Genomic DNA, 25,354 nt, shown 5'->3' with positions numbered 1-25,354 from the left:
AGACACCGAGGGGACAGGCTTGGATATCCGGTTCGAACAGGCAGAGGCGCGTTACGAGGGGCGAACGGTTCTTCACCCGCTGACGCTTTCGCTGACCGAGCGCCGGATTGGCGTAATCGGCCTCAACGGCTCCGGCAAGACGACGTTCGCGCGGATGATCAACGGGCTGGTGAAGCCGGCATCGGGTTCGGTTTCGATCAACGGCTACGACACGGTAAAGGAAGCCGAGCGGGCTCGCGGGCAGACTGGCTTCATCTTCCAGAACCCGCAGAACCAGATCATCCTGCCGATCCTGCGCGAGGATATCGCTCTCGGGCTGCAAGGTCGAAAGCTGCCGAAACAGGAGGTCACGGCGGCGGTCGATCATATCCTGTCGCGCTTCGGCATCGGGCATCTGGCCGAGCGCCGCTCGCACGAACTATCGGGCGGCGAGCTGCAACTGGCGGCACTCGCTTCCGTGCTGGTGACGGAGCCGGCCATCCTCATCATGGACGAGCCGACCAACCAGCTGGATCTCCGGAACCGTCATCTGGTGGCAGGCACGATCGGCAGCCTGGACGAGAACGTGATCGTCGTTAGCCACGATCTCGACCTTGTGGCGGATTTCGACCGGGTCTTGCTGTTCCACGAGGGACGGATTGTGGCAGACGGCGCGCCCGGTGAAGTGATTCAACATTACCGCGGGACCGCAGTGCGATGAAGACGCTCTATGTCGAGGGCAACACATTCCTGCACCGGATGTCGTCGCGGGTGAAGCTGCTATGCCTTGCGGCGACAAGCGTGGTGCTGTTTGCCGTTCAGTCCACGCCAGTGCTCGGGCTCTTGTGCCTGGCCAGCGCCCTCCTCTATCTCCTGCTGCGCCTGCCGCCGAAGGATGCTTGGGCAAGGCTGCGGCCGGTGCTGCTGACAATCATCGTCGTCGGGCTGTTTACGCTCGTGGTGGACAGCGCGACACAGGCTGCCGTTTTCGTGCTGCGGCTGACCAGCCTGATGCTGCTTGCAGCCACCGTTACGGCGACGACCGGTATCGCCGAGTTCATGGATGAGGTGACGCGGCTTGCCACGCCGCTGGAACGTATCGGACTGGTGAAGGCAAGCGATATCGGGCTTGCCGTGGGCTTGGTCATCCGCTTCGTGCCGGAAGTGCTGGCCCGCTATCAGGCGATCCGCGATGCGCACCACGCACGGGGGCTGCGGCCACGGATCCTGACGCTCGCGGTGCCCATGATCATCCTGACGCTTCGCAATGCGGACGAAATCGCTTCGGCGATTGACGCCCGCGGGCTGCGCGGGCACAAATAGCCGTCTATCAACCTCAAGAAAGTCGCATCATGCTTACCCGCGATCTCGTTCTGGCCGCCCTTTTTGCAGCCATCATCGTCGTGCTCGGGCTTCTGCCGCCGATCATGCTGGGCTTCATATCCGTGCCGATCACGGCGCAGTCGCTCGGCGTGATGCTGGCCGGTGTCGTGCTGGGCGCCAAGCGCGGCACGATTGCCGTGCTGCTGGTGCTGCTGCTGGCCGCCATTGGCCTGCCGGTGCTGTCCGGCGGACGCGGCGGGCTCGGGGTGTTTGCAGCGCCGACGACCGGCTACCTGATCGGCTGGGTGGCAGCCGCCTTCGTCACGGGCTTCCTCAGCGAGAAGCTGGTGAAGCGGGAACAGCCGGGCCTGGTTCAAGGCACCGGGTTCTTCATTTCCGCATTGCTCGGCGGCGTGGTCGTCCTGTACGCCTTCGGCGTCACCTATCTGGCGCTGGTAACCGGAATGGGTTTTGTGAAAGCCTTTCTCGGCTCGCTCGCCTTCATTCCCGGCGATGCGCTGAAGGCCTTGGTCGCAGCCCTTGCCGGGCGCGCCGTCATGGTCGGCTATCCGCTGCTGCCGCAGCGGGCCTAGGACTAATCGAGAAACTGGTAGAGCCAGTCGCGCAGGTCTTCCGGAAGCGCGATTGGGTCTCGGGTCTTTGCGTCACAGGCGATCCACACCAATTCCGCTTCCGCCACCGCCTCGCCATCTCGTGTCATGTGAACGATGAAGCCGGCCGACTTCCCGCCGATCTTGCTGACGGCGACATGTGCCTGGACTAGGTCGGCAAGTTTCAGCGGCGCATGAAATGTGCAACTGACCTTTGCAACATTGAAGAAGGGATCGTCCTTGGCCTTGCGGCGGCGCCAGAACTCGGTCACGGCCTCCTCGGCGCGAACCACATATGCCGCGCGGAACATCTCGCCGTTCATGTCCACATCACGGAACGGCACCCGGAATTCCTGAACTTTGCTGGACTCTTTGGCCACTGTCACCTCCGGCTCGCCGCCCTCATTTAAGCTTAGTCCATCCGCCGAAACAACCGTTAGGACCAATCGGATGCAGCTTGAAAAACGCTGACGTCTGCGCCATGTCCCACCGGATCCGTTCCGGATCTATTCCCACGAGGCCGCCTCATGACCACGCGCCTTTACGAACACGAGATTTTCCTCGAGCACAACACGCCGCCGGGCCACCCCGAGCGGGCGGACAGGTTACGGTCGCTGGCGATTGCGCTCCAGCACCCGAATTTCGACAAGCTCGACCGCAAGCCGGCGCCCCAGGCCAACGAGGACGCCGTCCTGCTGGCGCATCCGGAAGAGCATCTGCGCGCCGTCATGCGCGCGATTCCGGAAGAGGATACGATCCGGCAGATCGAGGCGGACACCTATGTGAGCCCGAAGAGTTTTCAGGCGGCACTGACGGGTATCGGCGGCGCGCTTGCCGCGGTGGACGACGTCATTTCAGGCAAGTTCGACAATGCCTTCGTGGCCAGCCGCCCGCCGGGGCATCATGCGGAACGCAACAAGGCGATGGGTTTCTGCCTGTTCAACAACGCCGCCATTGCCGCCCGGCATGCGCAGCAGACCTACGGCGTCGAGCGCGTGGCAATCGTTGATTGGGACGTGCATCACGGCAACGGCACCCAGGACATCTTCTGGAACGATCCGTCCGTGCTGTTTGCATCGACGCACCAGATGCCGCTCTATCCGGGCACCGGGGCCAGGGACGAGACGGGTACGAAGAATAACATCGTCAACGCTCCTCTCTCGCCCGACACCGGCAGCGAGCACTTCCACGAGGCCTTCCGGTCACGCGTGCTGCCGGCACTCGAAAATTTCCGCCCGGACTTCATCATCATCTCGGCCGGCTTCGACGCGCACCACCGCGATCCGCTGGCGCAGATCAATCTGGTCGGCAACGACTTCGACTGGGCGACGGGGCGGGTGATGGAAATTGCGGGGAAATATGCCAATAACCGGGTCGTCAGCCTGCTCGAGGGCGGCTATGATCTTGAAGGGCTGGCGGAATCGGCCGGCCTGCACATCTGCAGACTGATGAAAGGGTGAGGAATGACCGATAGCACGACGACGACCCAGACCGGGGCCGATGTGAGCGGCTATTCCTTCGAAAAGGCGGTGGCGGAGCTGGAAAGCATCGTCCAGCGCCTGGAGCGCGGCGACGTGGCGCTGGATGAATCCATCGCCATCTACGAGCGCGGCGAAGCCCTCAAGAAGCACTGCGAGAAGCTTCTGACCGCAGCGGAAAACCGCATCGAGAAGATCCGCCTCGACCGTTCCGGAAACCCGACAGGCGTCGAGCCGCTCGACGCCGAGTAAGGGGCGCGGGGCCTTCGGTCGCCGTATCGGGATCGGGCTCTCGACCAGAAGCCCCAGGTCGATTACATTGGCGATATGGACAAGGATCTGGTCATTGCCAAACTGAGGGAGCACGAGAACGAGTTGCGCGCCGCCGGCGCGGAGCACGTATCCATATTCGGCTCGGTTGCCAGAGGGGAAGCGACGGCGGAATCGGATCTCGATGTTCTGGTCAAATTCGCGGAACCGGTGATCCAGTCCGGCTTCGGATATTTCAGTGCGCTCGCAATTCTCCAAGAGCGTGTAACGGAAATTACGGGCTTCCCAAAGGTTGACGTGGTCGCCGAGCCGATTCTGAAAGAGAGTGTTCGAAAGTCGATTGAAAGGGACCGCAAAGTTGCCTTCTAAGCGCCCTCTGACCCGGTTGCGCGACATTGTTGAGAACGGAACTTCGGTTCTGGATTACACCAAGGATCTGGATTTCGAAGGGTATATAAGCAATCGGCTCGTATGCGATGCAACGGAGCGATGCTTGGCTCGTGTTTCGGAAGCGGCCGTGAAGCTCGATACGTTGGCTGAGGAATTGTTCCCCAACCATGATTGGCTTGCAATGCGGCATCTCGGCAATGTTCTTCGCCATGATTACAGCGGCGTTATGGACTCTGTCATCTGGATCATCCGCAACGATCGGCTTCCTCCGCTTCTGGCAGACCTTGAAACATTTCTGGCGCAGTATCCGGACGATCAGGAAATGCTTTAGCGAAAAAGCCGATGTCCTTCTTCTGCGAACCAAGACCGGCGACGGCGATGCCCTTGCCGCATATGCGTTCGAGAACCTGACTTCCCGAGGGCAGGCGACATCAAGCGATCGTTCAAGCCTCGTACCGGGGGACACGCAAGAGTTCGTACCCCTTGCCCACCGGCTAAAATCGATTAGAAACCTTGCCTCATAAAACTTGAAAAAGCCTGCATCCTTCTCATTTGTGAGAAGAGGCGCTTTAGCCGAGAAAAAGAGAAGGCCTAGCTTCCGTGACATCTCTCCCCGCGACGCCGCTGCTCGACCAGGTCGCGCTTCCTTCGGACATTCGCCAGATTGACGACCGCGAACTGCCGCAGCTTGCACGCGAATTGCGCGACGAGATGATCGATGCGGTCTCCAAGACCGGAGGCCATCTCGGCGCGGGTCTCGGTGTCGTCGAGTTGACGATCTCCATCCACAAGGTTTTCAACACGCCGGACGACAGACTGATCTTCGATGTCGGCCACCAGTGCTATCCGCACAAGATCCTGACCGGCCGCCGCGACCGCATCCGCACGCTCCGACAGGAAAACGGGCTTTCCGGCTTCACCCGCCGCGCCGAGAGCGAGTACGACCCCTTCGGCGCCGCCCATTCCTCGACGTCAATATCGGCCGGCCTCGGCATGGCCGTCGCGGCTGACCTGTCAGGGTCGAAGCGCAATGTCATCGCGGTGATCGGCGATGGCGCCATGTCGGCCGGCATGGCCTATGAAGCGCTGAACAATGCCGGCGCGCTCGACGCCCGGCTGATCGTCATCCTCAACGACAACGACATGTCGATTGCGCCGCCGACCGGCGCGATGAGCGCTTATCTGGCGCGCCTTGCCTCGGGCCGCACCTATATGGGCTTCCGCGAAATGGGCAAGAAGCTCACCGGCTATCTCGGCAAGTCGATCGACCGCGCCATTACCCGCGCCGTCGAACATGCGCGCGGTTACGTCACCGGCGGCACCATGTTCGAGGAAATGGGCTTTTACCATATCGGCCCCATCGACGGGCATTCGTTCGAGCATCTTCTGCCGGTTCTCCGAAACGTGCGCGACAATGCGCGCGGCCCGGTGCTGATCCATGTGGTGACGCAGAAGGGCAAAGGCTATCCGCCGGCCGAGGCGGCTGCCGACAAGTATCACGGCGTCAACAAGTTCGACGTGGTGACCGGTGCACAGGCGAAAGCCAAGCCGAATGCGCCGAGCTATACGAGCGTGTTCGGCGATGCGCTGGTGCAGGAAGCGACGATAGACGACAAGATCGTCGCCGTCACTGCCGCGATGCCCAACGGCACGGGGCTCGACAAGATGTCGGAGATCTTCCCGTCGCGCACCTTCGACGTCGGGATCGCGGAACAGCATGCGGTGACCTTCGCGGCGGGCCTTGCCGCCGAAGGCTACAGGCCCTTCTGCGCCCTCTATTCCACCTTTCTTCAACGTGGGTACGATCAGGTCGTGCATGACGTCGCCATCCAGAAACTGCCTGTGCGTTTCCCCATCGACCGGGCCGGTTTCGTCGGCGCCGATGGTCCGACCCATGCCGGTTCCTTCGACACGACCTTCCTTGCCACGCTTCCCGGCATGGTGGTGATGGCGGCCGCCGACGAGGCGGAACTGAAGCACATGGTGCGCACCGCAGCGGCTTACGACGATGGCCCGATCTCCTTCCGCTACCCGCGCGGCGAAGGCGTGGGAATCGAGCTTCCCGAACGCGGGCGCATTCTCGAGATCGGCAAGGGCCGGGTCATGAAGCAGGGCAGCAAGGTGGCGCTCCTGTCCTTCGGCACGCGCCTGAAAGAGTGTCTGCTGGCAGCCGAAGATCTCGAAGCTGCCGGGCTTTCGACCACAGTCGCGGATGCTCGTTTCGCCAAGCCTCTTGACCACGACCTCGTCCGGCAGCTTGCCCGCCACCACGAAGTGCTGATCACCATCGAGGAAGGCGCGGTCGGCGGGTTCGCCAGCCATGTCCTGCAGTTCCTGGCGCTCGAAGGCCTGCTGGATCAGGGATTGAAGGTTCGCCCTCTGGTGCTGCCGGATGTCTGGATGGAGCAAGCGAGCCCGGACGCCATGTATGCCAAGGCCGGACTCGACCGCGCCGGCATTGTCGCGGCCGTGTTCGGTGCACTCGGCAACCCCCATATCGGTGTCGGCGTTGCAGGCTGATGACCGCCGCGGTGAGATCCTGTGAAGGACAAAAAGCTTGCACGGCCGGCGAAAGAACGCCATTGACTGGGCCATGTCCACACCCTCTCCCAGCCAGCGTCTCGACCAGCTTCTGGTGTCGCTCGATCTCGTTGCGAGCCGTGCGCGAGCGCGCGATGCGATTTCTCGCGGCACCGTGACCGTCAACGGCCGCGTCGTCACCAAGCCGAGCCTCACTTTTCCTCTCGATGCCACGATCACCATTGACGATCCGGCGCAGGATTATGTGTCTCGCGCAGCGCTGAAGCTTGCCGCAGCGCTCGATCATTTCAAGCTCGATCCGGCGGGGCACGACTGTCTCGATATCGGCGCCTCCACCGGCGGCTTCACGGAAGTTCTGCTGAAGCGCAGTGCCGCGCATGTGACGGCAATCGATGTCGGGCATGACCAGCTGCATCCGCGACTCGTCGAGAACCCGAAAGTCACGAACATCGAAGGGCTCAATGCCCGCTATCTGACCGCGGAGGATTACGACGATCGGGAAATCACCTTTCTCGTTTCGGATGTGTCGTTCATTTCGCTGAAGCTGGCTCTTGCGCCGGCACTGGATCTTGCGGAACCCGGCGCCCATTGCGTGCTGCTGGTCAAGCCGCAGTTCGAGGCGGGCCGCGACGCCATCAGCAAGGCCGGTCTCCTCAAGGACCCGGAGACGGCACCTGCCGTGGCAGCCGAGCTGGAACGCTGGCTGACCGAGGACATGGGCTGGACGAGCCTCGGGATGATCCCTTCCCCGATTGCCGGCGGAGATGGCAATGAGGAATTCCTGCTGGCGGGACACAAGCCGCAATGAGCACGGTCTCGGTCACTATCGAAAAGCTCGGCGCCCAAGGGCATGGCATTGCGCATGCGGACAACGTTCCAGTCTATGTGCCCTATGCGCTGCCCGGCGAGACGATCGCTATTGCGCGCAACGGCGACCACGGCACGGTCATGTCGACCTCCAACCTGTCGTCGGACCGCGTCACGCCGCCGTGCAAGCATTTCGGCTACGAAGGCGACCTGTGCGGCGGTTGCGTGCTGCAGCATCTGGCGGACGAGCCCTACCACGCCTTCAAGCGCAACCTGGTTATCGAGGCGCTGAAGTCCCGCGGGCTGGAGCCGGAGGTCGCACCGCTGTTCATCGCACGGCCCGGCGAACGCCGCCGCGTGGTGTTTTCCGTACGCCAGACGGACAAGGGCTTCCTGCTCGGCTACAACCGCGCGGAAAGCAATCATCTCTTTTCGGTCGAGGAATGTCCCATCACCTCGGCGGGCATCGTGGACCGCCTCGACACGATCCGCGCCGTCGGCCGGGCGCTGGCTCAGGGTTCGGATGTGTTCCGGCTCGCCGTGCTCGAAACCCTGTCCGGCCTCGACATCGCAGCCGAAGGCCTGAAGCCGCTCAACGACAAGCAACGGCGCGCGGCGACCGAGACGGTTCTTTCACTGCGCGGCATCGCCCGGCTTTCGGTCAACAGTGAAGTGGTGATCGAGCAGCAACGACCGCTTATCGACTTCGGCGGCACCAAAGTCTCGCCTCCGCCCGGCGCTTTCGTGCAGGCGACCGTGCCGGCCGAAGAGGCCATGTCCAATCTGGTGCTCTCGCATCTCGCCAAATCCAAGCGCGTGATCGACCTTTTTGCCGGATCGGGCACGTTTGCGCTGCGGCTTGCCCGCAAGGCCAAGGTGCATGCGGTCGAAGGCGACGACAAATCGGTGAAGTCGCTGGACCACGCGGCGCGCAATACGCAGGGGCTGAAGCCCGTAACCGTGGAAAAGCGCGATCTCTTCCGCCGGCCGATGATGGCATCCGAGCTGAAGCTCTATGATGGGCTGGTGTTCGATCCGCCGCGGGCGGGTGCGGATACGCTCGCCAAGGAACTGGCACGTTCGGCGATCAAGTCCGTCGCAGCCGTCAGCTGCAACCCGGCCACGCTGGCGCGAGATCTGCGGATTCTCGTCGATGGCGGCTACAGGATCAAGACCGTCGTGCCGATCGACCAGTTTCTCTGGTCGGCCCATGTGGAAGCCGTTGCGCTTCTGGAGAAATAGAGCCGCTGCTTCGTATCAGTTGGTCAGATCCAGACGACCGGTTCCCACCACGTTTTCGCAACGGCAGGCGCCGCCCACCCGGCCCGACTGGGCTCGGCACACATAGGGGCTGTTGCGGTTATCGCTCTGCCGGGGCGGCACGACGCAGACATAGCGCTGCGGTCTGACCGGACGCTCATCCGACCGGGTGATCGTATTGCCCTGGTATTGGATGAGGCTGATCGAGACATCGGCGGACGGGCCGGAAAGACCCGCGGCCAAGGCCGTGGAACAGGACAGCGTCAGCAGGGTCAGGCCGGACAGGATGGTGCGCATGGGTGATCCTCCTCGTTTGCGATCATCTAATCCTGCTCGGTGCGCGAAGGAAGCCTTGTCCTTAGTCCTTCTTCCTGCGGTTAACGGCGCATAAAGGCCTCGAAGGCCGTCCGCGCTTCCGCACTTTTGAGCTGCAGCGAGAAATGGGTAATTTCTTCGTTCATCCGCACCAGAACCTCATTGCGCGGACCTCGGACCAGGTTGCGGGCGATCTTCAGCGCCTGGGGCGGTTTGGCCGCAAGGCCGGCGGCAAGCGCCAGCGTCTCCGCTTCCACGGCTTCCGGGGCGACAACCTTCCAGATCAGACCCGCCTGAAGGGCTGCTTCCGCCGAAAATCCCTCGCCTGCCACCAGCATGGCAAAGGCGCGCTGATGGCCCATGATCCTTGGCACGAGCAGGCTGGATGCCGCTTCGGGCACCAGCGCCAGATCCACGAAAGGCGTCCTGAAGGTGCTGCGGCTCGATGCAACCGTCAAGTCGCAATGCAGGTTGAGGGTTGTGCCGATGCCGATCGCCAGACCGTCGACGCCGGAGACCAGCGGCTTTTCGGCCAGCGCCAAGGCCTTGATGAAGCCTGCGGCAGCCGGCACCTCGTCGGAGCCAGACATCGCATAGGCCAGGAAATCGACCATGTCGTTGCCGGCGGTGAAACAGCCTTCGGTTCCGAGGAAGACGACGGCGCGGATCGTGTCGTCCCGGTTGGCCTCTCCTAACGCAGCCGTCATCCGGTGATACATGTCGGAGGTAATGGCATTCTTCTTTTCGGGCCGGTTGAAGCGGAGGACGAGGACCCCTCTGTGTTCTTCAGGCCGTTCGATCAGGATATGGCTGTCGCTCACGATGATCTCCTTCAGCTCAGCACGGCGTGGGCGGCCAGAAGGCTGGCGGCGCCCGAGATGACGCGGTCCTTCAGCGCTGCGGTTTCCGCCAGCAGGTTTTCCGCCGCAAACCGGCAGAGAGCAATGCGTTTCGCCTCTCCTCCGTCACCCACGTCGGCGACCGCGCCTTTCGCCAGATAGGCGCCGGTCAGTACCAGTCCGAACAGACGCTGATAGGGCGTTGCGCCCGCCAGAGCCTCGGCAACGCGGCCTCCTGTCTGCGCCTCCAGCAGCCAGGTCGTCGCCTGTTCCAGATCGGCAATCGCCTTGCGCAGGCGCTCGGCTGTTTCGCCCAATGCCGCATCGGAGGTCGCCACCCGTTCGGCGATCTCGCGCAATTCGCTCAGGAAGCCCGCGACCTCGCCGCCCGAAGACAAAGGCAGCTTGCGCATGACGAGGTCGATCGCCTGGATACCGTTGGTGCCCTCGTAGATCGGGGCGATACGGGCATCCCGCAGATAGCGGGCGGCACCCGTTTCCTCGATGAAGCCCATGCCGCCATGGACCTGAATGCCGAGCGAGGCGACATCGACGCCGGCATCGGTCGCGAAGGATTTGGCGACAGGGGTCAGCAGCGCTGCGCGCTCTGCCCACTTGCGGGCCTCGTCGCCTTCCGTATGGTGGGACATATCGATGGCATGGGCGCAGGCATAGCAGATGGCGCGGGAGCCTTGCGTCAGCGCCTTCATGGTCATCAGCATGCGCAAGACGTCAGGATGCTCGATGATCGGGCTCATGCCATCGCGCTTTTCCGCCCCCGCCCAGGCTGGTGCCTTCCCTTGCGTTCGCTCCCTGGCGAAGGCAACCGCCTTCTGGGTCGCAGCCTCGGCCACGGCGACGCCTTGCATGCCGACGGCCAGGCGGGCATTGTTCATCATGGTGAACATGCAGGCGAGGCCCTTGTTCTCCTCTCCCACAAGATAGCCGACGGCACCTTTCTGCCCGCTGCCCGCTGGGTCGAAGCGCCCGTCGCCATAGATCATCGTGCAGGTGGGCGAGCCGTGGATGCCCAATTTATGCTCGATCGAGTGGCAGAACACGTCATTGCGAGGCCCGAGCGATCCGTCTTCGTTGACCAGAAACTTCGGAACCAGAAAAAGCGAAATGCCGCGGGTTCCGGCCGGGGCATCGGGAAGCCGCGCCAGAACAAGGTGGATGATATTATCAGCCGCGTCATGCTCGCCCCAGGTGATGTATATCTTCTGGCCGAATATGCGGTAGGTGCCGTCGCCGGCCCGTTCGGCCCGGCTCTTCAATACGCCGAGATCGGAGCCCGCATGCGGCTCGGTCAGGTTCATCGTGCCGGTCCACTCGCCGGACACCATTTTGGCCAGGTAGGTCGCCTTGAGCGCATCGCTGCCGTGAGAAGCCAATGCCTCGATCGCACCCATGGTCAGCGTCGGCGCCAGTGCAAAGGCCATGGAGGCCGAGTTCCACATTTCCAGCGCCGCGACGTTCAACATATGGGGCAGGTTCTGGCCGCCGAAGGCCTCCGGTGCGGTCAGCCCGTTCCAGCCGCCCTCGCGCCAATTGCGATAAAGTTCCGGCCAACCGTCCGGCGTCGTGACCTTTCCATCCGCCAGTCGCGCGCCTTGTCTGTCGCCGATCTCGCCGAGCGGTGCCATTTCATTGCTTGCGAAGCGCCCTGCCTCTTCCAGAATGGCATCGACCAGATCGTCCGAAAGATCGCCGAACCTGCCGATTTCCAGTGCGGCTTCCAGACCGGCCACATGTTTCAACGTGAAAGCAATGTCTTCCAAAGGTGCGCGATACATGATGCTCCTCCCAAGCGGCGAGAAGTTCACCCGCCAAAACCGATCCTCTCACGCTTTTTACGTAAACGTAAACGGGATTGTCAACGGCGTGCTGATGCGCGCAGCAAAAGCTCTCGCCCATCCTGTCGAACTCCAGTTACATTACGGGCATAAGGAGTAATCCATCATGCCCGATTCTTCCGCCGCACCGCCCCTTACGCCCGCCATACCGGGCCTCGTCTGGGCCTATCGCTTCCAGCGAGGGCCAGCAAATTGTGTAGCCCTTCCAGCGGAACCATCGCTTTCCGATCTGGAAGTGGAGGACGGCTTCCTTTGGCTCCACCTCAATCTCGCCGATATGCGGGTGGCGAATTTTCTGGAGAGCCTGCCGGAGCTTCCGCCGGAGGTCATCGTGGCTCTGACGACGCACGATACCCATGCCGCACTGACGCTGGACGAACAATCGATCTACGGCACGCTTGTGGATTTCCAGCGGGATTTCGACCACGACACCCGCGACATCGGCTGGCTGCACTTCTTCGTCTCGGAAAGCATCATCATCACCACGCGGCTGCAGCCGCTCCGGTCGGTGGATCGGGTGCGCTCGGCCGTGGAGAAGAATGGCGGTCGCTACCGGCGTCCGGTCGATCTCTTCGAGACGCTGGTTGCCGAGTTCCAGCGTACGATGATCACGCTGGTGATGGAGTTTACCGAAGAGCTGAACCTGATCGAGGACTATGTCTACGACAACGCGCCGCGAGACGAGCGGCGAAGGCTGGCGCCCGTGCGGCGGACCGTGGTGCGGCTGCACCGGCATCTTCGCACCGTTCTGACGCTGATGCGGCGCGCTGCCGCCGCTGATGACGACGAGATGCCGGCCGGCTTCGAGGATGTCGCCGGGCGGCTGATAAGCCGGCTGGAAGCCGTCGATCACGATGTCTACGCGCTGCAGGAGCGGGCGCGGTTGCTGCACGAGGAAATCGATTCCAAGCTTTCGTCCGAGACGAACCGTCACCTTTACATCCTGTCGATCATGACGGCGTTTCTTCTGCCGCCGTCTCTGGTGACCGGATTTTTCGGGATGAACACGGAGGCCCTGCCGTTTGCCCATACCGCGCACGGTACAGCCTATGCACTTGGCTTCATGGTGCTTTCCGTGGCGGTGGCATGGTGGTTGCTGCGGCGGACAGGAATCTTCTGAGGCAATCAAACGACAGACGGCCACCCGTTCATGCAGGGGGCCGTCTCATCATATGATCTCGGTCTCAATAATAGGGCGAGACGCAGCTCTGGCGCGGCCCGTTATAGGGCTGGAAGGTGTTGGAATAGGCATCATAGGAGCGATACCGGTTCGAGCACCATTCCGCGTGGCGCGGGTTGATGCCGGTCGAGCGATAAACCGGCGCCGGTGCCGGCTCGACATAGCGAGGTGCCGCGATGGCGCCGCCGATGATCGCCCCTGCCCCGAAGGCCGCCAGCGGGAACCAGTAGCCTTGATGGAAGCGATAACCCGGCCGGTGCTGGCGGTAACCCTGATAGCCGCTGTAATAGCCCGGCCTGGCGTAATAATTTGGGCGCGGACCATAGAAGCCCGGGCGGGCTCCGTAATAGCCAGGACGGGGGCCGTAATAGCCCCGGCGTGGGCCATAGTAGCCGGGACCGGGGCCGTAATCGCGGTAATACTGGACATTAGTGACATCAGACGACGCAGCATCAATGACGGGGGCGGCCAGCAACGGCATGGCCTGCGCGGGCGCCATTGTGCCGAGTATGACGGCGACAGAGGCGGCGGCAAGAGCAAGTTTCTTGAACATTAGCGACATGTTGAGATCTCCATCCCCATGAACACAGCTTAGATTTGCTAAGGCGAGGACAGCACGTAAAAGCCAAGCCACACCCGTCGCAAACTATGGTCAACCTAGGATCGTCTTCCTGAACTGGCCATTAACGAGAAAGGGCGCCCGTTGGCCGGGCACCCTTTGCATTTCCGCCTGATCTCAACGGAAAGGCGAGACGCAGGATCGACGCACGCCGCCGCTGGCGACGAAGGTGTTGTCCGAAGCGCGGTAGGTCCGGTACTGGTTTTCGCACCAGGCATAGTGACGGCTGCCGTAATTGCTGCCGCGGTCGCGGTCGGCTGCGACAGCTCCGCCGATCAGCGCACCAGCGCCGAAGGCCGCCAGCGGAAACCACATGCCATTGTGCTGGCGATAGCCCGGGCGGCGGTCGCGGTAACCGCGATGACCATTATACCAGCCACGGCGCTCCTGAGGGCGGCGGTACTGCACATCGGTGACGCCCTGGTCGGAAGAGACCTGAGGAGCGGCGATAACCGGCATGGCGGCCTGTGCCGGCAGCAAGCTCGTAAGCGTGACGGCGAGGCCGGCAGCAACCGTGGTCAGGCGGAGGCGTAAAGAGGTCATGTGAGTGTTTCCCGTTTTCTTTTTATCGATAACGGCTAACGGGAAACACCATGGTTAGTTCCTGGGACGAAAGTCCCAGGGCCGAGTGACGCAAGCTCAGGCGACGACGGAGAGCTTTGCCTGGTCGCCCTGCAGGCGATTGATCATGAAGTTGGAATACCATTCCACGAACTGCATGACGCCGCCTTCATGCGCCTGCGAATAAGGGCCGGGCTCATAGGCCGGCGAGCGGATGCCAAAGGCATTTTCCTCGACGATCTGACGGTCCTGATCATTGGTCATGTCCCAAACATGGGTCAGTTCCTCGATCGTGTAGTCCACACCTTCCACCGCGTCCTTATGGACCAGCCATTTGGTCGTGACGGCAGTTTCCTCGGGGCCGATCGGCGTGACGCGGAAGGATATCGCGTGATCGCCGAGAAGGTGGTTCCAAGTACTGGGGTAGTGGAAGAGCAGCATGGTGCCGATATGGGAAATTTTCACGTCATCGGATAGTGCCCGACCAACGGCGCGTTTGCCGGTCATCGTGTAGCTTTCGGCACCCTCGATCAGCGGCATGCGTGCAACGCGATACTGGCCATCGGTCGACATAACGAATTCGCTCGGCAGGCCGGCGCTTTCGCAACGTGCCCAATGCTCGGCAATCACCGGATCGTCGGCGGCACCCTGGACGCCGGTCGCGGTCGGAGCTTCCGGGAATGTGCGGCAGAGCTCCGGATGATTGCCGGCGCAGTGGTAGCACTCGCGGTTGTTTTCCCAGACGAGCTTCCAGTTGCCCTTCTCGATGATGGTGTTCTGGTGAGCGACCTTGGCCTCGGAAAGGCGATGCGGCACCATGTAAGGCTCGAGCATGGCGTGCACCGGCGCGAAATCCGGTGCCTCCTGAGCCAGGCAGATAAAGATGTAGCCGGCAACGCTGCGGCAATGCACGGGCTTCAGGCCGTACTGGCTCTTGTCGAAATTCTCGCCCATATGGCGGGCGGACATCAGCGAGCCGTCATGCTGATAGGTCCACTGATGGTAGGGACAGACCAGCCGCACGGCCGAGCCGGTATCCTTGGTGCAGACCCGGTGTCCGCGGTGGCGGCAGGTATTGTGGAAGGCGCGGATCTCGCCGTCACGGCCGCGGATGACGAGGACCGGATAGTCGCCGATCTGGAGCGTGACATAGTTGCCGGGTTTGGCCACCTCGCAGTCATGGCCGATGAACAGCCAGTCGCGATACCAGATCATCTCGAGGTCGAGCTGGTAATAGTCCTGGTCGATGTAAAACGGTTGTTCGAGACTGAAACCGTCACGGCGGTTTCTCAGCTGCCGCAGAACCTGATTATGAATATCCATATGCCTTCCTCGTCAAAGCCTGCAGCGAAGGACATGGAGATGCGTTGCGGCACAAGGCCGTCACCACAAGCTCCGAACGCCCGCCGCGATCGGTCGTTATGTCGTCCAAGGCTGGTTTCCGGGCTCAGGAGCTGTCCTTGACGGACGACATGGCACCTTCCCAGGCGGCCGTTCCGGCTCTACCCAGTGGCTTTCCGCCATGCTTTCGCACTCCACCACCGTTGCGGGGGCAGCGCCGGATGGGCCGTTAGGCCTGCCGGCTTCCCAATTCTCCGCCTTCCCTAGCGAGGCGGCACCTTGAGCTTGTTTCGATATAAGCATCGGCCCTTCCTGTCGCATAGGCAACATTGCGACATCGGCGACCGCATTGACGACGGCGACATGCTCGTTACGCGACTGATGCTTTAGCGCAACCGCAAGAAACCGCTTGTTAAGGCCTGCGCGTTAAAATGCCGTCATCCATGGAGTAGGTCATGCCGACGACGGGTAAGCTCCGCTACTACGATGCCAGGCAACAGTCGCCGCCGGCAGTGCCGCCAAGCAAGGCTCCGGCGCATTCGGAATTTTTGCGCACCGGCCGGATTACCCGCGCAAAGCCGATCTGGAATTCGGACGAACGCCGCTATCTCACCTATGACGAGGTTGCCCAGCGCACAGGCGAAATGCTCGAAGCCGCCGGGGATATGACCTACACCAAGATCAACGGCTTCCACCGCGCCATTCAGTTCCCGAAAATCCTCTTTCACCGGACGCTAGAAGGCAGTCCTCACCTCGGCTATTGCCATGTCACGGCGGCCAAAACGGCCTTCGCACCGCATGCCAAGCTGAGCTGGTCCTTCTACATCGCGAACTTCTTCTCCGACATCGGCGAGGACGATCTGTTCTTCGAGCGCATCAATTCCAGTTATGCCCGCATGTATTTCGCCGTGGCGCTCGAAGGCGAACCGGGGCAGCCGCTGCAGATTTCGCGGCGCATCCGCAAGAACGGTCTGCTGTTCAAGACAAGCGATCCCAAACAGGCGATGAAGAACGTGCTGATGCTGGGCGCGCCCGACCAGACCATTCGAGAAATCATCAAATCGCTTTGAAGACCGGTGCGTCCGCGCTATGCACGAGCGGACATGACGGCAAAGATCATCGACATCGCGCGCGACCCAGAAGGCGCGCTTGAGGCGGCGCTCCAGGTGCTGGGCGAAGGCTTTCCCGTGGCCATCCCCACCGAGACCGTCTATGGCCTGGCGGCCGACGCCACCAATGCCGCCGCCATCGCCCGCATCTATGAAACCAAGGGCCGGCCACGCTTCAACCCGCTGATCTGCCACATGGCGGATCTTCAGATGGCGGAGCGATACGGGCAGTTCGACCCGCTATCGCGCAAGCTTGCCGAGGCGTTCTGGCCGGGGCCGCTCACCCTGATCCTGCCGCTCGTGGAGCAATCGGGCATCCATCCGCTTGCAACGGCGGGTCTGGACACGGTCGGCATCCGCGTTCCAAAGGGCTTTGCCGCCCAGCTCATCCGGCATTTCGGCAGGCCGCTCGCAGCCCCCAGCGCCAATACGTCGGGCAAGGTGAGCCCTACCAGCGCCGCTCATGTGGCGGAGGACCTGGGGAGCAAGCTGACACTGATCCTGGATGGGGGCGCTGCACCGGTAGGCGTGGAATCGACCATCGTGCGGGTCGAGGATGGGCGTATTCGTCTGCTGCGGCCAGGCGGCGTGTCCGCGGAAGAGATCGAGGCTGTCACCGGCATTGCGGTGGTGCGGCCAGACGGTCCATCCGCCACGATCGAGGCGCCGGGCATGCTTGCCTCCCATTACGCGCCGGGCGCTGACGTCCGGCTCAACGCCGAAACCGTCGAAAAGGGCGAAGCCCTGATCCTGTTCGGCGGACAGCCGGCAGCCGGCGCGGACCGTGCGCATGCGGTCTTTGACCTCAGCCCCTCCGGCGACCTTGCGGAAGCGGCTGCCAATCTCTTCGATTATCTGAAGCAGGCCGATAGCACGGGCGCGACGCGGATCGCTGTCGCCAGTATTCCGGCGCACGGGCTAGGCGAGGCAATCAACGACCGGCTGGCGCGCGCCGCAGCGCCGCGGGAATAGGTTAAACACCAGGAGAACGACGATGGATCTGTCGCAACCGAAGCCGGAGCTTCTCGACCGCTTTGCGGCCATCGTCGGCGAAAACCACGTGCTGCGCGATGCCGCCGACCTCGCGCCTCGCCTCGTCGAGGGGCGCGGTCTGTATAAAGGCGCCTCGCGGATGCTGCTGAAGCCAGGTTCGACGGAAGAGGTGGCCGCCATCATGAAGCTTGCCAGCGAAACCGGCACGCCGATCGTGCCGCAGACGGGCAATACCGGGCTTGTCGGGGGACAGACGCCGCGGGAGACCGGCGGCGATCTCATCCTGTCGCTCGAACGGATGAACCGCATCCGCGATGTCGATCCCGTCGCCAATGTGCTGGTGGCAGAGGGCGGCGCTATCCTCGCCGACGTGCAGAAGGCGGCAGACGCTGTCGACCGACTCTTTCCGCTGTCACTCGGCTCGGAAGGCTCCTGCCGGATCGGCGGCAACCTCTCCACCAATGCCGGCGGCACGGCCGTACTCGCCTATGGCAATATGCGCCAGCTATGCCTCGGGCTCGAAGTTGTGCTGCCCACCGGCGAGATCTGGAACGGGCTGCGGCGGCTGAAGAAGGACAATACCGGCTACGATCTGCGCGATCTCTTCATAGGCGCGGAAGGTACGCTCGGTGTGATCACCGGCGCGGTCCTCAAGCTGTTCCCGCGGCCGGCCGGTCACAAGGTGGCGTTTGCCGGCGTCAACTCGCCGACGGATGCCTTGGCGCTGTTCGGGCTGGCCTCGAACCTGTGCGGCGGCGCCTTGACCGGTTTCGAGCTCATGCCGCGCATTGGGGTCGAATTCACCAGCCGCAACATCGCCGGCGTGCGCGATCCATTGCCCGATGCGCATCCCTGGTACGTGCTGATCGACATTTCCACATCCGACACGGCGGAGACGGCCGAGGTCATGATCCAGTCGCTACTCGAACAGGGCATCGAGGCAGGGCTCGTCCGGGATGCCGTGATCGCGTCCTCGCTCGCGCAGGAAAAGGCGTTGTGGCACATGCGCGAGAGCCTGTCCGATGCGCAGAAGCCCGAGGGCGGCTCCATCAAGCACGACGTCTCCGTGCCGGTGTCGAAAATCCCCGCCTTCATGGAGGAGGCCGCGCAGGCAGTCCTCGCGGCCATCCCGGGCGCCCGCATCTGCGCCTTCGGGCATCTGGGCGACGGCAATATCCACTACAATATTTCGCAACCGGTGGGGGCCGACAAGGCAGCCTTCCTGGCTCGCTGGCGGGAGATCAACGGGATCGTGCACGGTATCGTGCTGGCGGCCGGCGGATCGATCTCAGCCGAACACGGCATCGGCCAGTTGAAGCGGGACGAGCTAGCGCATATCCGCTCGCCGATCGAGATGGAGCTGATGTACCGGATCAAGAAAGCCTTCGACCCGGCCGGCATCATGAACCCCGGCAAGGTGGTGGCGCTTCCTTGAACCCGCCGCTCAAGGCCACGATCCGTGTTGATCTCCAGAACGGGGTTCGGCTAGGGCCGGGCAAGGCGCAATTGCTGGAACTGATCTCGCAGCATGGCTCCATCCGGGCCGCAGGCGCCGCCATGGGCATGTCCTACCGCCGGGCGTGGCTCCTGACCGACGAGATCAACCGCATGTTCCGCGAGCCCTCCGTCTTCACGCGGCATGGCGGCAAAAGCGGCGGCGGCGCCGGCCTTACCCCGTTCGGGCAGGACCTGTTGGCGTGCTACCGCCGTATGGAAGAGATCTCCAACCGGGCGATCCGGGCCGAACTGGACTGGCTTGCAGACCAGGCGGACCCTGACTTCCGCCCGGACGATAAAGGAACGCCGCGCAGCCTATAGAGTCCGAAGCGGCCTGTGCCAGCGCTGCACAAATCCCGCGATTCACCCCTCGGAAACCCAAATTGGAAGGCCATTCGGTAACCATCCACCGAGGCAAGCCTTCCTTAACCGCAATTTTTAAGCGGTCTAGAAGGCGTGCGGCCTATCCTGAAGCCATCAGAGGACAAAAGTCCCACAGAGAAACCGGAAACGGCTCTCAGGTAAAACAAGGGTAGCATAGCCGATGACGAAAACTGTTCTGAAGCCCGTTTGGGCAGGATCGACATTGAGGATCGATCCGTCTCGCATCCCGCAGCAGGTGACCTACCGGCTGCATGACGAGACATCAGGAGATGTCACGATCTCCATCGACGAGCGCGGCGCGGTGATGCGCAAGATCCTTCCCGGAAGCGGCCTGCCGCTCTCCTTCGCGCTCCCCGCACGCGCCTTCAAGGGCGTCGCAGCCCGGGCTATCGACCACGGTGACGGCGAAGTCACCGTCACGCTCGAACTCCACCACGACGATCCGGAGCTCTGCATTCCGCTTCTGGTGGCGCACGATCTTTGCGATATCGCCGCCGACTGGCGCTCCTGGTCAGAAGCCTTCCGCATCCCCATGCTGATGGTGGAAGCCGACGGCATTGCCCGGCCGCTGGAAAAACATCTCGGCGATGTGCGCACCGAGGGCGTCAAGCAGCGCCGCCGCCACTCCTACTTCGCGGCCCGCCGCCCGCGCTTCCTGGTGCGCCGCACGACTGGAAAGCTGGGCGTCGCCATGAAGATCGAAGGTAAGGAAATCATCGCCCGGCGGTAAGGTTTTCCCTAGCCTGTTTCATGTTGACGCGACCAAGCCCGGGTTTTGCCCGGGCTTTTCGTTTACAGAAGGGCCGAGAGGCAGAGCCCTATGAAGATGGTTGCGCCGACGCGTGTATTGAATTTGAACAGTTTCAGGCACTGGTCGGCATTGCCGATGTCCAGAACCAGGATCTGCCAGGCGAACATGACAGCGGCTGCGGCGAGGCCCAGATAGGCCAGGACGCCGGCGCTACCGGCGATGAAGGCAAAAAGCAGCAGCAGCAGCGCCAGGCCGTAAAGACCGAAAAGCCAGGCTTTGGTATCCTCGCCGAACAGGCGCGCGGTGGAGCGGACGCCGATCAGTTCATCGTCCTCCTTGTCCTGATGGGCGTAGATCGTGTCGTAGCCAATGGTCCATGCAACCGCCCCTGCGTAAAGCCAGATTGCAGCCCAGGACACGGTGCCGAAGGTCGCCGCCCATCCCATCAGCGCGCCCCAGGAAAAGGCGAGCCCCAAAAAGAACTGTGGCCAGTCGGTGAAGCGCTTTGCGAAAGGATAGATGGCAACTGTTGCCAGCGACAGGATGCCGAGCCCAATGGCAAATCCGTTGAACTGAAGCAGGACAAGCAGGCCGGCAAGCGCCTGCAGCGCCAGAAACACCTTGGCTTCGAAGCGCGACACGCGGCCCGAGGGGAGCGGCCGCGAGCGGGTACGTGCCACCTCCATGTCGATCTCGTGGTCGATCAGGTCGTTATAGGTGCAGCCGGCGCCGCGCATGGCGACCGCGCCGATGAAGAACAGCACGAGATGGAACAGGAAGAGGCCGGGAGAAAATACACCCATTTCTTCCGCCGCATTGGCCGCCAGCGCCGCAGACCAGAAGCATGGCCACATCAGAAGCTGCCAGCCGATGGGGCGGTCCCACCGCGCCAGCTGCGCATAGGGCCATGCCGCACGCGGCAGCAGCCGGTAGACGAAATTGTCGGATGGGGCATCGGCCACGCGGCCGCTGAATTGCTCGCTCTTGCTCATGCGAATGTACTAGCGCTGCCCCAAAGACATGGTCAAGCAGGCGGGATGGCTCGATGTCACGGGCTGGCGGGCGGTATCGACCCCCTCACTTGCGATTTCCAACACTTAGCTGAAGCTAAGATGTTGAAATCGCTTTCTCCCCCACAAGGGGAGAGAAAGCGCGCCCGCGGCGCTGCTCGTGCTCCTTCGGAAACGTTGCCGCGATCTGAGCCGTCGAGCGAGGCACCCTGCCTCTCCCCTTGTGGGAGAGGTTACAAAATCATGATCTTAGCGTCAGCTAAGTCTTAGATTTTGTTGGTGAGGGGTTGCGCCCAAGGCCCGAACCTCCCACTCACCCGGCAACCTTCTCCAGCGGCCTGCGGCTCTGTTCGAAAGCCTTCAGTTCCGCTTCGCGCTCGTAGATATAGTTGCGGTTATCGGGCACGCCGGTGCGCTTCTTGACGATCTGCATCTGGAAAATGAAGAACGCCTCGTGGGTGAAAGCCATTTCGGAACCGGCCAGGTAGAATTCCCACATCCGCACGAAGCGCTCGTCGTAAAGTGCTGCCGCCTTCTCGCGGTTGGCCATGAAGCGCTCACGCCAGTGGCGCAGCGTATGGGCATAGTGCATGGGCAGGATTTCGATATCCGAAACGAGCAGGTCCGCCTTTTCGATGGACGGCAGCACCTCCGCGATCGACGGGATATAGCCGCCCGGGAAGATGTATTTCTCGATCCAGGGATTGTTATAGATCGCGGGGTAAGGCTGGCCGATGGAGTGCAGCACCATGACGCCATCCTCGGCAAGCACGTCGTTCACCTTGTTGAAGAACTTGCGGTAGTTCAGCCGGCCCACATGCTCGAACATGCCGACAGAGACGATGCGGTCGTATTTCCGTTCGGTTGGCAGATAGTAGTAATCCTGCAACTCGAACCGGACCTTGTTGCCAAGGCCGCGTTTGACGGCGCGCTCGCGCGAGATCTTCAGCTGCTCGGTCGACAAGGTGATACCGGTGACATCGACGCCGGAGGATTCGGCCAGATACATGGCCATGCCGCCCCAGCCGGAGCCGATTTCAAGCGCCCGCTGGCCGGGCTCCGCGAGCAGCTTTGCCACGATATGGCGCTTCTTGGCGATCTGCGCCTCGTCCAGCGAAATGCCCGGCGGGTTGAAATAGGCGCAGGAATACTGCCAATCCTCGTCGAGGAAGAGCGAAAAGAGCTTCTCGTCCAGATCGTAGTGATGGGCGACGTTGCGGCGATTGTGGTTGATCGGAACCCGGTTGCGGAACTGCGAGACGATGATGCGGCGGATGCCGTTCAGCACCATCGGGAAGGTCAGTCCCTCGCTGAGCGTATTGTCCTTGATGAGCGCCAGGAACTCGTAGATGTCGCCGCGCTCCACGATCATGCGGCCGTCCATGTAGAGTTCCCCCAGCTTCAGCTGCGGGTCGTAGGCCAGCTCGCGCTCGGCCGCCTCGTCGGTGAAACGAACGGTGACAGAGCGCCCTCCCCCATTGCCATAATGCCGTTCGCCGCCGGAGCCGCGCACAGTCATGCTGCCTATCTTGATGATCTTGCCGAAAAGCGTGTGAAGGGACGAGGCCATGGACTCACCACCGATACTAAGGCTAACTTATCAATTGCAAAGGAATAGACCAATCCGGGGAACTTGCAAGATGTTCCCAGACACGAAAATGACACAAAAAAGCTTGCGGTCAAACAGGGTCTGACCGATCAAGCGGCGGGCTTGCTCACGTGGCGTTCAGCGCTTTTTCAGGGCTTCCGCCAGCGCTGCGCCGAAAGCGCCCTGCTCGGACGGCTTCTCGGTTTTCATGAATTTCGGGTTGGCCGGCTTGCCGCGATCGCCCGTCTGTGGCGGCTGTGCAGCTTCGCCACCATCCTTGCGCATGGTGAGCGCGATGCGCTTGCGCTTCACATCCACCTCGACCACGCGCACTTTCACCACGTCGCCGGCCTTCACCACGTCATGCGGATCCTTGACGAAGCGGTCGGCCAGCTGGGACACATGAACGAGACCATCCTGGTGGACGCCGATATCCACGAAGGCGCCGAAAGCGGCCACATTGGTGACGGTGCCTTCCAATAGCATGCCGATCTTCAGATCGCCGATCTCGTCGATGCCATCGGCGAAGGTTGCCGTCTTGAAGCTGGGTCGTGGGTCGCGGCCGGGCTTTTCCAGTTCGGAAATGATATCCTTGACCGTCGGCAGGCCGAATTGCTCATCGATGAACTGGCGCGGATCGAGCGCCTTCAGGGCGGCACTATCCCCCATCACAGTGCGCAGATCGCGACCGCAGGCCGCGACGATCTTCTTGGCCACGCCATAGGCTTCCGGGTGGACGGCGGAGGAATCGAGCGGCTCCTTACCGTTCGGGATGCGCAGAAAGCCTGCCGCCTGTTCGAAGGTGCGGTTTCCGAGACGGGCGACCTTCAGGAGTTCCCGGCGGCTCTGGAACGGTCCGTTCTGGTCGCGGTGGATGACGATGGCTTCGGCGATGGACCGGCTGAGGCCCGAGACGCGCGACAGAAGCGGAGCCGACGCAGTATTGAGATCCACGCCGACGGCGTTCACGGCATCCTCGACCACGGCATCGAGCGAGCGCGACAGCTTGTTCTGGTCCACGTCGTGCTGGTACTGGCCGACGCCGATAGACTTCGGCTCGATCTTCACCAGTTCTGCGAGCGGATCCTGCAAGCGGCGGGCGATAGACACCGCCCCGCGAAGCGAAACATCCAGCTGCGGGAACTCGGCGGCGGCCGTTTCCGAGGCGGAATAGACCGAGGCGCCGGCTTCCGAGACGATGACCTTGGTGGGCTTGGCGCCGGGGAGGTTGGTCAGCATGTCGGCCACCAGCCGTTCCGTTTCGCGGCTGCCGGTGCCGTTGCCGATGGAGATCAGTTCCACATTGTGCTTGCGCACCAGCGCGGCAAGCTCCGCCTGTGTGCCGCGAACGTCGTTCCTGGGCGGGAACGGATAGACCGTCGTCGTGTCCAGCAGCTTGCCGGTGCCATCGACGATCGCGACCTTCACGCCGGTGCGGATGCCGGGATCGAGGCCCATGGTCGAGCGGGAGCCTGCCGGTGCGGCCAGCAACAGGTCCTTGAGGTTGCGGGCAAAAACGTGGATGGCATCTTCCTCGGCCCGTTCGCGCATTTCCCGCATGAGATCGAGCGACAGCGAGACGGACAGTTTGACGCGCCAGGTCCAGCCGGCGACCTCCAGCAGCCAACGATCGGCCGCGCCGCGGTCCCTGATGTCGAAAGCGGCAGCGATCATGCGTTGCGCGGGTTTCACCGGCGACGGATCGTCCTGATCGACCTCGATGGAGAGGGTCAGAAATTCCTCATTCCAGCCGCGCAGCATGGCGAGCGCCCGGTGGCCCGGCACGTTCGCCCAGCGCTCCGTATGGTCGAAATAATCCGAAAACTTGGCGCCCTGCTCCTGCTTGCCGTCCACCACCCTGGCCTTCAATACGGCACCGGCGCGCATATGCTGGCGCAGCTTGCCGAGAAGATCGGCGTTTTCCGAAAAGGTCTCGGCAACGATATCGCGGGCGCCTTCGAGTGCAGCCTTCACATCGGCAACGTCTCCGGTCACATAAGCCTGCGCCAACCTAGCCGGATCGGCGGCACGGTCGCCCCAGATGGCTTCGGCCAGCGGCCCCAAGCCCCGCTCTCGCGCAATCTCCGCCCGGGTGCGGCGCTTGGGCTTGTAAGGCAGATAGAGGTCTTCCAGCTCGGCCTTGGTCGTCGCCTTGGCGATCCGGGCGGACAGCTCGTCGGTCATCTTGCCCTGGCCCGAGATCGAATCCGCAATCGAGCTGCGACGCGCCTCCAGTTCACGCAGGTAGACCAGCCGCTCGGCAAGATTGCGCAACTGCGTGTCGTCCAGCCCGCCAGTCACTTCCTTACGATAGCGCGCGATGAAGGGCACGGTCGCACCTTCGTCCAGCAAGCCGACCGCCGCCACGACCTGATCGGGTCTGGCATTGATCTCGGATGCGATCACGACGGCTAGCGAACGGTTATCGGCGACCATGTATGACCTCGTTTCATCGGGAGGCGCGACCATAGTCAAACTTCGTGGCAAGGCAACAGCGCATCGGCTTGGTGCACAAGCTTCGACGCAACTGTCCCGATCCGGGACCGTCCTTACCCATTCTTAACTCAAGATCTGTGCATTAGGACATGGCCACTTCTCGGATTCGGGTGCCTGCTTATACTAAGGGCGCCGTATGACGCGGCTCGAACGGAG

General features: G+C 62.5%; 26 protein-coding genes and 1 riboswitch. Of the genes, 16 read left to right on the top strand and 10 right to left on the bottom strand.

All coding sequences use genetic code 11. The annotated features are described in order from the left end of the window. The first annotated feature begins 19 nt into the window (after positions 1–19). The 3 genes from EPK99_RS16265 to EPK99_RS16255 are packed head-to-tail and all read left to right on the top strand — an operon-like array spanning position 20 to position 1,895. On the top strand, positions 20–700 hold the full coding sequence (locus EPK99_RS16265) for an energy-coupling factor ABC transporter ATP-binding protein (protein ID WP_128444115.1): 681 nt from the start codon (positions 20–22) through the stop codon (positions 698–700). Next, the gene (locus tag EPK99_RS16260) at positions 697–1,302 is read left to right on the top strand and encodes an energy-coupling factor transporter transmembrane component T family protein (RefSeq protein WP_128444114.1); all 606 of its coding nucleotides are present in this window, start codon (positions 697–699) and stop codon (positions 1,300–1,302) included. The genes EPK99_RS16265 and EPK99_RS16260 overlap by 4 nt, the downstream gene beginning before the upstream one ends. Before the next feature lie 29 nt (positions 1,303–1,331). Further along, positions 1,332–1,895, top strand: a complete 564-nt coding sequence (locus EPK99_RS16255; protein WP_128444113.1) for a biotin transporter BioY — start codon at positions 1,332–1,334, stop codon at positions 1,893–1,895. A gap of 2 nt (positions 1,896–1,897) precedes the next feature. Here EPK99_RS16255 and EPK99_RS16250 read toward each other — a convergent pair whose 3' ends face one another. Then, on the bottom strand, positions 1,898–2,293 hold the full coding sequence (locus tag EPK99_RS16250) for an acyl-CoA thioesterase (protein ID WP_128444112.1): 396 nt from the start codon (positions 2,291–2,293) through the stop codon (positions 1,898–1,900). Positions 2,294–2,440: 147 nt separating this feature from the next. On the opposite strand from EPK99_RS16250, the gene EPK99_RS16245 reads away from it, so the two are divergent. The 7 genes from EPK99_RS16245 to EPK99_RS16215 all read left to right on the top strand — a co-directional run bounded on the left by EPK99_RS16245 (position 2,441) and on the right by EPK99_RS16215 (position 8,641). Next, on the top strand, positions 2,441–3,373 hold the full coding sequence (locus EPK99_RS16245) for a histone deacetylase family protein (RefSeq protein WP_128444111.1): 933 nt from the start codon (positions 2,441–2,443) through the stop codon (positions 3,371–3,373). A gap of 3 nt (positions 3,374–3,376) precedes the next feature. Then, a complete protein-coding gene (locus EPK99_RS16240; protein ID WP_128444110.1) occupies positions 3,377–3,643 on the top strand; it encodes an exodeoxyribonuclease VII small subunit in 267 nt (88 codons plus the stop codon). A 75-nt stretch (positions 3,644–3,718) separates the two neighbouring features. Next, on the top strand, positions 3,719–4,030 hold the full coding sequence (locus tag EPK99_RS16235; RefSeq protein WP_128444109.1) for a nucleotidyltransferase family protein: 312 nt from the start codon (positions 3,719–3,721) through the stop codon (positions 4,028–4,030). After that, positions 3,987–4,382: a HepT-like ribonuclease domain-containing protein gene (locus EPK99_RS16230; protein ID WP_245582440.1), complete on the top strand. Its 396-nt coding sequence runs from the start codon at positions 3,987–3,989 to the stop codon at positions 4,380–4,382. Before EPK99_RS16235 ends, EPK99_RS16230 begins: the two co-directional genes overlap by 44 nt. Before the next feature lie 269 nt (positions 4,383–4,651). Next, complete coding sequence (gene dxs, locus EPK99_RS16225; RefSeq protein ID WP_128444108.1) at positions 4,652–6,571, top strand: 1-deoxy-D-xylulose-5-phosphate synthase; 1,920 nt, start codon at positions 4,652–4,654, stop codon at positions 6,569–6,571. A gap of 73 nt (positions 6,572–6,644) precedes the next feature. Beyond that, positions 6,645–7,400, top strand: coding sequence for a TlyA family RNA methyltransferase (locus EPK99_RS16220; RefSeq protein ID WP_128444107.1), 756 nt, complete (start codon positions 6,645–6,647; stop codon positions 7,398–7,400). Continuing rightward, complete coding sequence (locus tag EPK99_RS16215; protein WP_128444106.1) at positions 7,397–8,641, top strand: class I SAM-dependent RNA methyltransferase; 1,245 nt, start codon at positions 7,397–7,399, stop codon at positions 8,639–8,641. Before EPK99_RS16220 ends, EPK99_RS16215 begins: the two co-directional genes overlap by 4 nt. A gap of 15 nt (positions 8,642–8,656) precedes the next feature. On the opposite strand, the gene EPK99_RS16210 is transcribed toward EPK99_RS16215, so the two are convergent. The 3 genes from EPK99_RS16210 to EPK99_RS16200 form a co-directional block, all read right to left on the bottom strand. Beyond that, entirely contained in the window at positions 8,657–8,956 is a 300-nt protein-coding gene (locus EPK99_RS16210) for a hypothetical protein (RefSeq protein ID WP_128444105.1), read from the bottom strand. 80 nt (positions 8,957–9,036) lie between these two features. After that, on the bottom strand, positions 9,037–9,795 hold the full coding sequence (locus EPK99_RS16205) for a crotonase/enoyl-CoA hydratase family protein (protein WP_128444104.1): 759 nt from the start codon (positions 9,793–9,795) through the stop codon (positions 9,037–9,039). An 11-nt stretch (positions 9,796–9,806) separates the two neighbouring features. Further along, the gene (locus EPK99_RS16200) at positions 9,807–11,609 is read right to left on the bottom strand and encodes an acyl-CoA dehydrogenase (RefSeq protein ID WP_128444103.1); all 1,803 of its coding nucleotides are present in this window, start codon (positions 11,607–11,609) and stop codon (positions 9,807–9,809) included. Positions 11,610–11,775: 166 nt separating this feature from the next. Here EPK99_RS16200 and EPK99_RS16195 point away from each other — a divergent pair, with 166 nt between their 5' ends. Next, positions 11,776–12,789, top strand: coding sequence for a transporter (locus EPK99_RS16195; RefSeq protein ID WP_128444102.1), 1,014 nt, complete (start codon positions 11,776–11,778; stop codon positions 12,787–12,789). A 64-nt stretch (positions 12,790–12,853) separates the two neighbouring features. On the opposite strand, the gene EPK99_RS16190 is transcribed toward EPK99_RS16195, so the two are convergent. The 3 genes from EPK99_RS16190 to EPK99_RS16180 all read right to left on the bottom strand — a co-directional run bounded on the left by EPK99_RS16190 (position 12,854) and on the right by EPK99_RS16180 (position 15,352). After that, positions 12,854–13,411 carry a BA14K family protein gene (locus tag EPK99_RS16190; RefSeq protein ID WP_128444101.1) on the bottom strand — a complete coding sequence of 186 codons (558 nt, stop codon included), beginning with the start codon at positions 13,409–13,411 and terminating at the stop codon, positions 12,854–12,856. A gap of 174 nt (positions 13,412–13,585) precedes the next feature. Beyond that, positions 13,586–14,011, bottom strand: a complete 426-nt coding sequence (locus tag EPK99_RS16185) for a BA14K family protein (protein ID WP_128444100.1) — start codon at positions 14,009–14,011, stop codon at positions 13,586–13,588. A 96-nt stretch (positions 14,012–14,107) separates the two neighbouring features. After that, a complete protein-coding gene (locus tag EPK99_RS16180) occupies positions 14,108–15,352 on the bottom strand; it encodes an aromatic ring-hydroxylating oxygenase subunit alpha (protein ID WP_128444099.1) in 1,245 nt (414 codons plus the stop codon). A gap of 92 nt (positions 15,353–15,444) precedes the next feature. Continuing rightward, positions 15,445–15,667: riboswitch (cobalamin riboswitch) on the bottom strand. 158 nt (positions 15,668–15,825) lie between these two features. Between EPK99_RS16180 and EPK99_RS16175 the strand changes: the two genes are divergently transcribed. The 5 genes from EPK99_RS16175 (at position 15,826) to EPK99_RS16155 (ending at position 20,083) form a co-directional block, all read left to right on the top strand. Further along, entirely contained in the window at positions 15,826–16,440 is a 615-nt protein-coding gene (locus EPK99_RS16175; RefSeq protein ID WP_128444098.1) for a DUF6656 family protein, read from the top strand. Between the two features lie 33 nt (positions 16,441–16,473). Then, positions 16,474–17,451: an L-threonylcarbamoyladenylate synthase gene (locus EPK99_RS16170; protein ID WP_128444097.1), complete on the top strand. Its 978-nt coding sequence runs from the start codon at positions 16,474–16,476 to the stop codon at positions 17,449–17,451. 22 nt (positions 17,452–17,473) lie between these two features. Further along, positions 17,474–18,907 (top strand): FAD-binding oxidoreductase, encoded by a 1,434-nt coding sequence (locus tag EPK99_RS16165; protein ID WP_128444096.1) that lies wholly within the window; start codon positions 17,474–17,476, stop codon positions 18,905–18,907. Then, positions 18,904–19,290 (top strand): winged helix-turn-helix domain-containing protein, encoded by a 387-nt coding sequence (locus EPK99_RS16160; RefSeq protein ID WP_128444095.1) that lies wholly within the window; start codon positions 18,904–18,906, stop codon positions 19,288–19,290. The genes EPK99_RS16165 and EPK99_RS16160 overlap by 4 nt, the downstream gene beginning before the upstream one ends. 223 nt (positions 19,291–19,513) lie before the next feature. Then, entirely contained in the window at positions 19,514–20,083 is a 570-nt protein-coding gene (locus tag EPK99_RS16155) for a DUF6101 family protein (protein WP_128444094.1), read from the top strand. A gap of 62 nt (positions 20,084–20,145) precedes the next feature. On the opposite strand, the gene ubiA is transcribed toward EPK99_RS16155, so the two are convergent. From ubiA to EPK99_RS16140, 3 genes are all read right to left on the bottom strand, one after another. Next, positions 20,146–21,096: a 4-hydroxybenzoate octaprenyltransferase gene (gene ubiA / locus EPK99_RS16150; protein WP_128444093.1), complete on the bottom strand. Its 951-nt coding sequence runs from the start codon at positions 21,094–21,096 to the stop codon at positions 20,146–20,148. 331 nt (positions 21,097–21,427) lie between these two features. Next, positions 21,428–22,684 (bottom strand): cyclopropane fatty acid synthase, encoded by a 1,257-nt coding sequence (locus EPK99_RS16145; RefSeq protein WP_128444092.1) that lies wholly within the window; start codon positions 22,682–22,684, stop codon positions 21,428–21,430. A gap of 156 nt (positions 22,685–22,840) precedes the next feature. Continuing rightward, positions 22,841–25,138 (bottom strand): Tex family protein, encoded by a 2,298-nt coding sequence (locus EPK99_RS16140; protein WP_128444091.1) that lies wholly within the window; start codon positions 25,136–25,138, stop codon positions 22,841–22,843. Positions 25,139–25,354 lie beyond the last annotated feature (216 nt).

The organism is Neorhizobium lilium (assembly GCF_004053875.1).
Taxonomy (GTDB): domain Bacteria; phylum Pseudomonadota; class Alphaproteobacteria; order Rhizobiales; family Rhizobiaceae; genus Neorhizobium; species Neorhizobium lilii.
Note: the sequence above shows the minus strand (reverse complement) of the source record. Positions and strands in the feature narration are given on the sequence as shown.

Bases quoted from the DNA above. Each gene is read 5' to 3' on its own strand.
- EPK99_RS16245 (WP_128444111.1), top strand. From the start codon at position 2,441: ATGACCACGCGCCTTTACGAACACGAGATTTTCCTCGAGCACAACACG.
- EPK99_RS16255 (WP_128444113.1), top strand. From the start codon at position 1,332: ATGCTTACCCGCGATCTCGTTCTGGCCGCCCTTTTTGCAGCCATCATC.
- EPK99_RS16260 (WP_128444114.1), top strand. From the start codon at position 697: ATGAAGACGCTCTATGTCGAGGGCAACACATTCCTGCACCGGATGTCG.
- EPK99_RS16155 (WP_128444094.1), top strand. From the start codon at position 19,514: ATGACGAAAACTGTTCTGAAGCCCGTTTGGGCAGGATCGACATTGAGG.
- EPK99_RS16170 (WP_128444097.1), top strand. From the start codon at position 16,474: ATGACGGCAAAGATCATCGACATCGCGCGCGACCCAGAAGGCGCGCTT.
- EPK99_RS16165 (WP_128444096.1), top strand. From the start codon at position 17,474: ATGGATCTGTCGCAACCGAAGCCGGAGCTTCTCGACCGCTTTGCGGCC.
- EPK99_RS16175 (WP_128444098.1), top strand. From the start codon at position 15,826: ATGCCGACGACGGGTAAGCTCCGCTACTACGATGCCAGGCAACAGTCG.
- EPK99_RS16140 (WP_128444091.1), bottom strand. From the start codon at position 25,138: ATGGTCGCCGATAACCGTTCGCTAGCCGTCGTGATCGCATCCGAGATC.
- EPK99_RS16220 (WP_128444107.1), top strand. From the start codon at position 6,645: ATGTCCACACCCTCTCCCAGCCAGCGTCTCGACCAGCTTCTGGTGTCG.
- EPK99_RS16185 (WP_128444100.1), bottom strand. From the start codon at position 14,011: ATGACCTCTTTACGCCTCCGCCTGACCACGGTTGCTGCCGGCCTCGCC.
- EPK99_RS16235 (WP_128444109.1), top strand. From the start codon at position 3,719: ATGGACAAGGATCTGGTCATTGCCAAACTGAGGGAGCACGAGAACGAG.
- EPK99_RS16180 (WP_128444099.1), bottom strand. From the start codon at position 15,352: ATGGATATTCATAATCAGGTTCTGCGGCAGCTGAGAAACCGCCGTGAC.
- EPK99_RS16240 (WP_128444110.1), top strand. From the start codon at position 3,377: ATGACCGATAGCACGACGACGACCCAGACCGGGGCCGATGTGAGCGGC.
- EPK99_RS16190 (WP_128444101.1), bottom strand. From the start codon at position 13,411: ATGTCGCTAATGTTCAAGAAACTTGCTCTTGCCGCCGCCTCTGTCGCC.
- EPK99_RS16215 (WP_128444106.1), top strand. From the start codon at position 7,397: ATGAGCACGGTCTCGGTCACTATCGAAAAGCTCGGCGCCCAAGGGCAT.
- ubiA (WP_128444093.1), bottom strand. From the start codon at position 21,096: ATGAGCAAGAGCGAGCAATTCAGCGGCCGCGTGGCCGATGCCCCATCC.
- EPK99_RS16195 (WP_128444102.1), top strand. From the start codon at position 11,776: ATGCCCGATTCTTCCGCCGCACCGCCCCTTACGCCCGCCATACCGGGC.
- EPK99_RS16200 (WP_128444103.1), bottom strand. From the start codon at position 11,609: ATGTATCGCGCACCTTTGGAAGACATTGCTTTCACGTTGAAACATGTG.
- EPK99_RS16145 (WP_128444092.1), bottom strand. From the start codon at position 22,684: ATGGCCTCGTCCCTTCACACGCTTTTCGGCAAGATCATCAAGATAGGC.
- EPK99_RS16210 (WP_128444105.1), bottom strand. From the start codon at position 8,956: ATGCGCACCATCCTGTCCGGCCTGACCCTGCTGACGCTGTCCTGTTCC.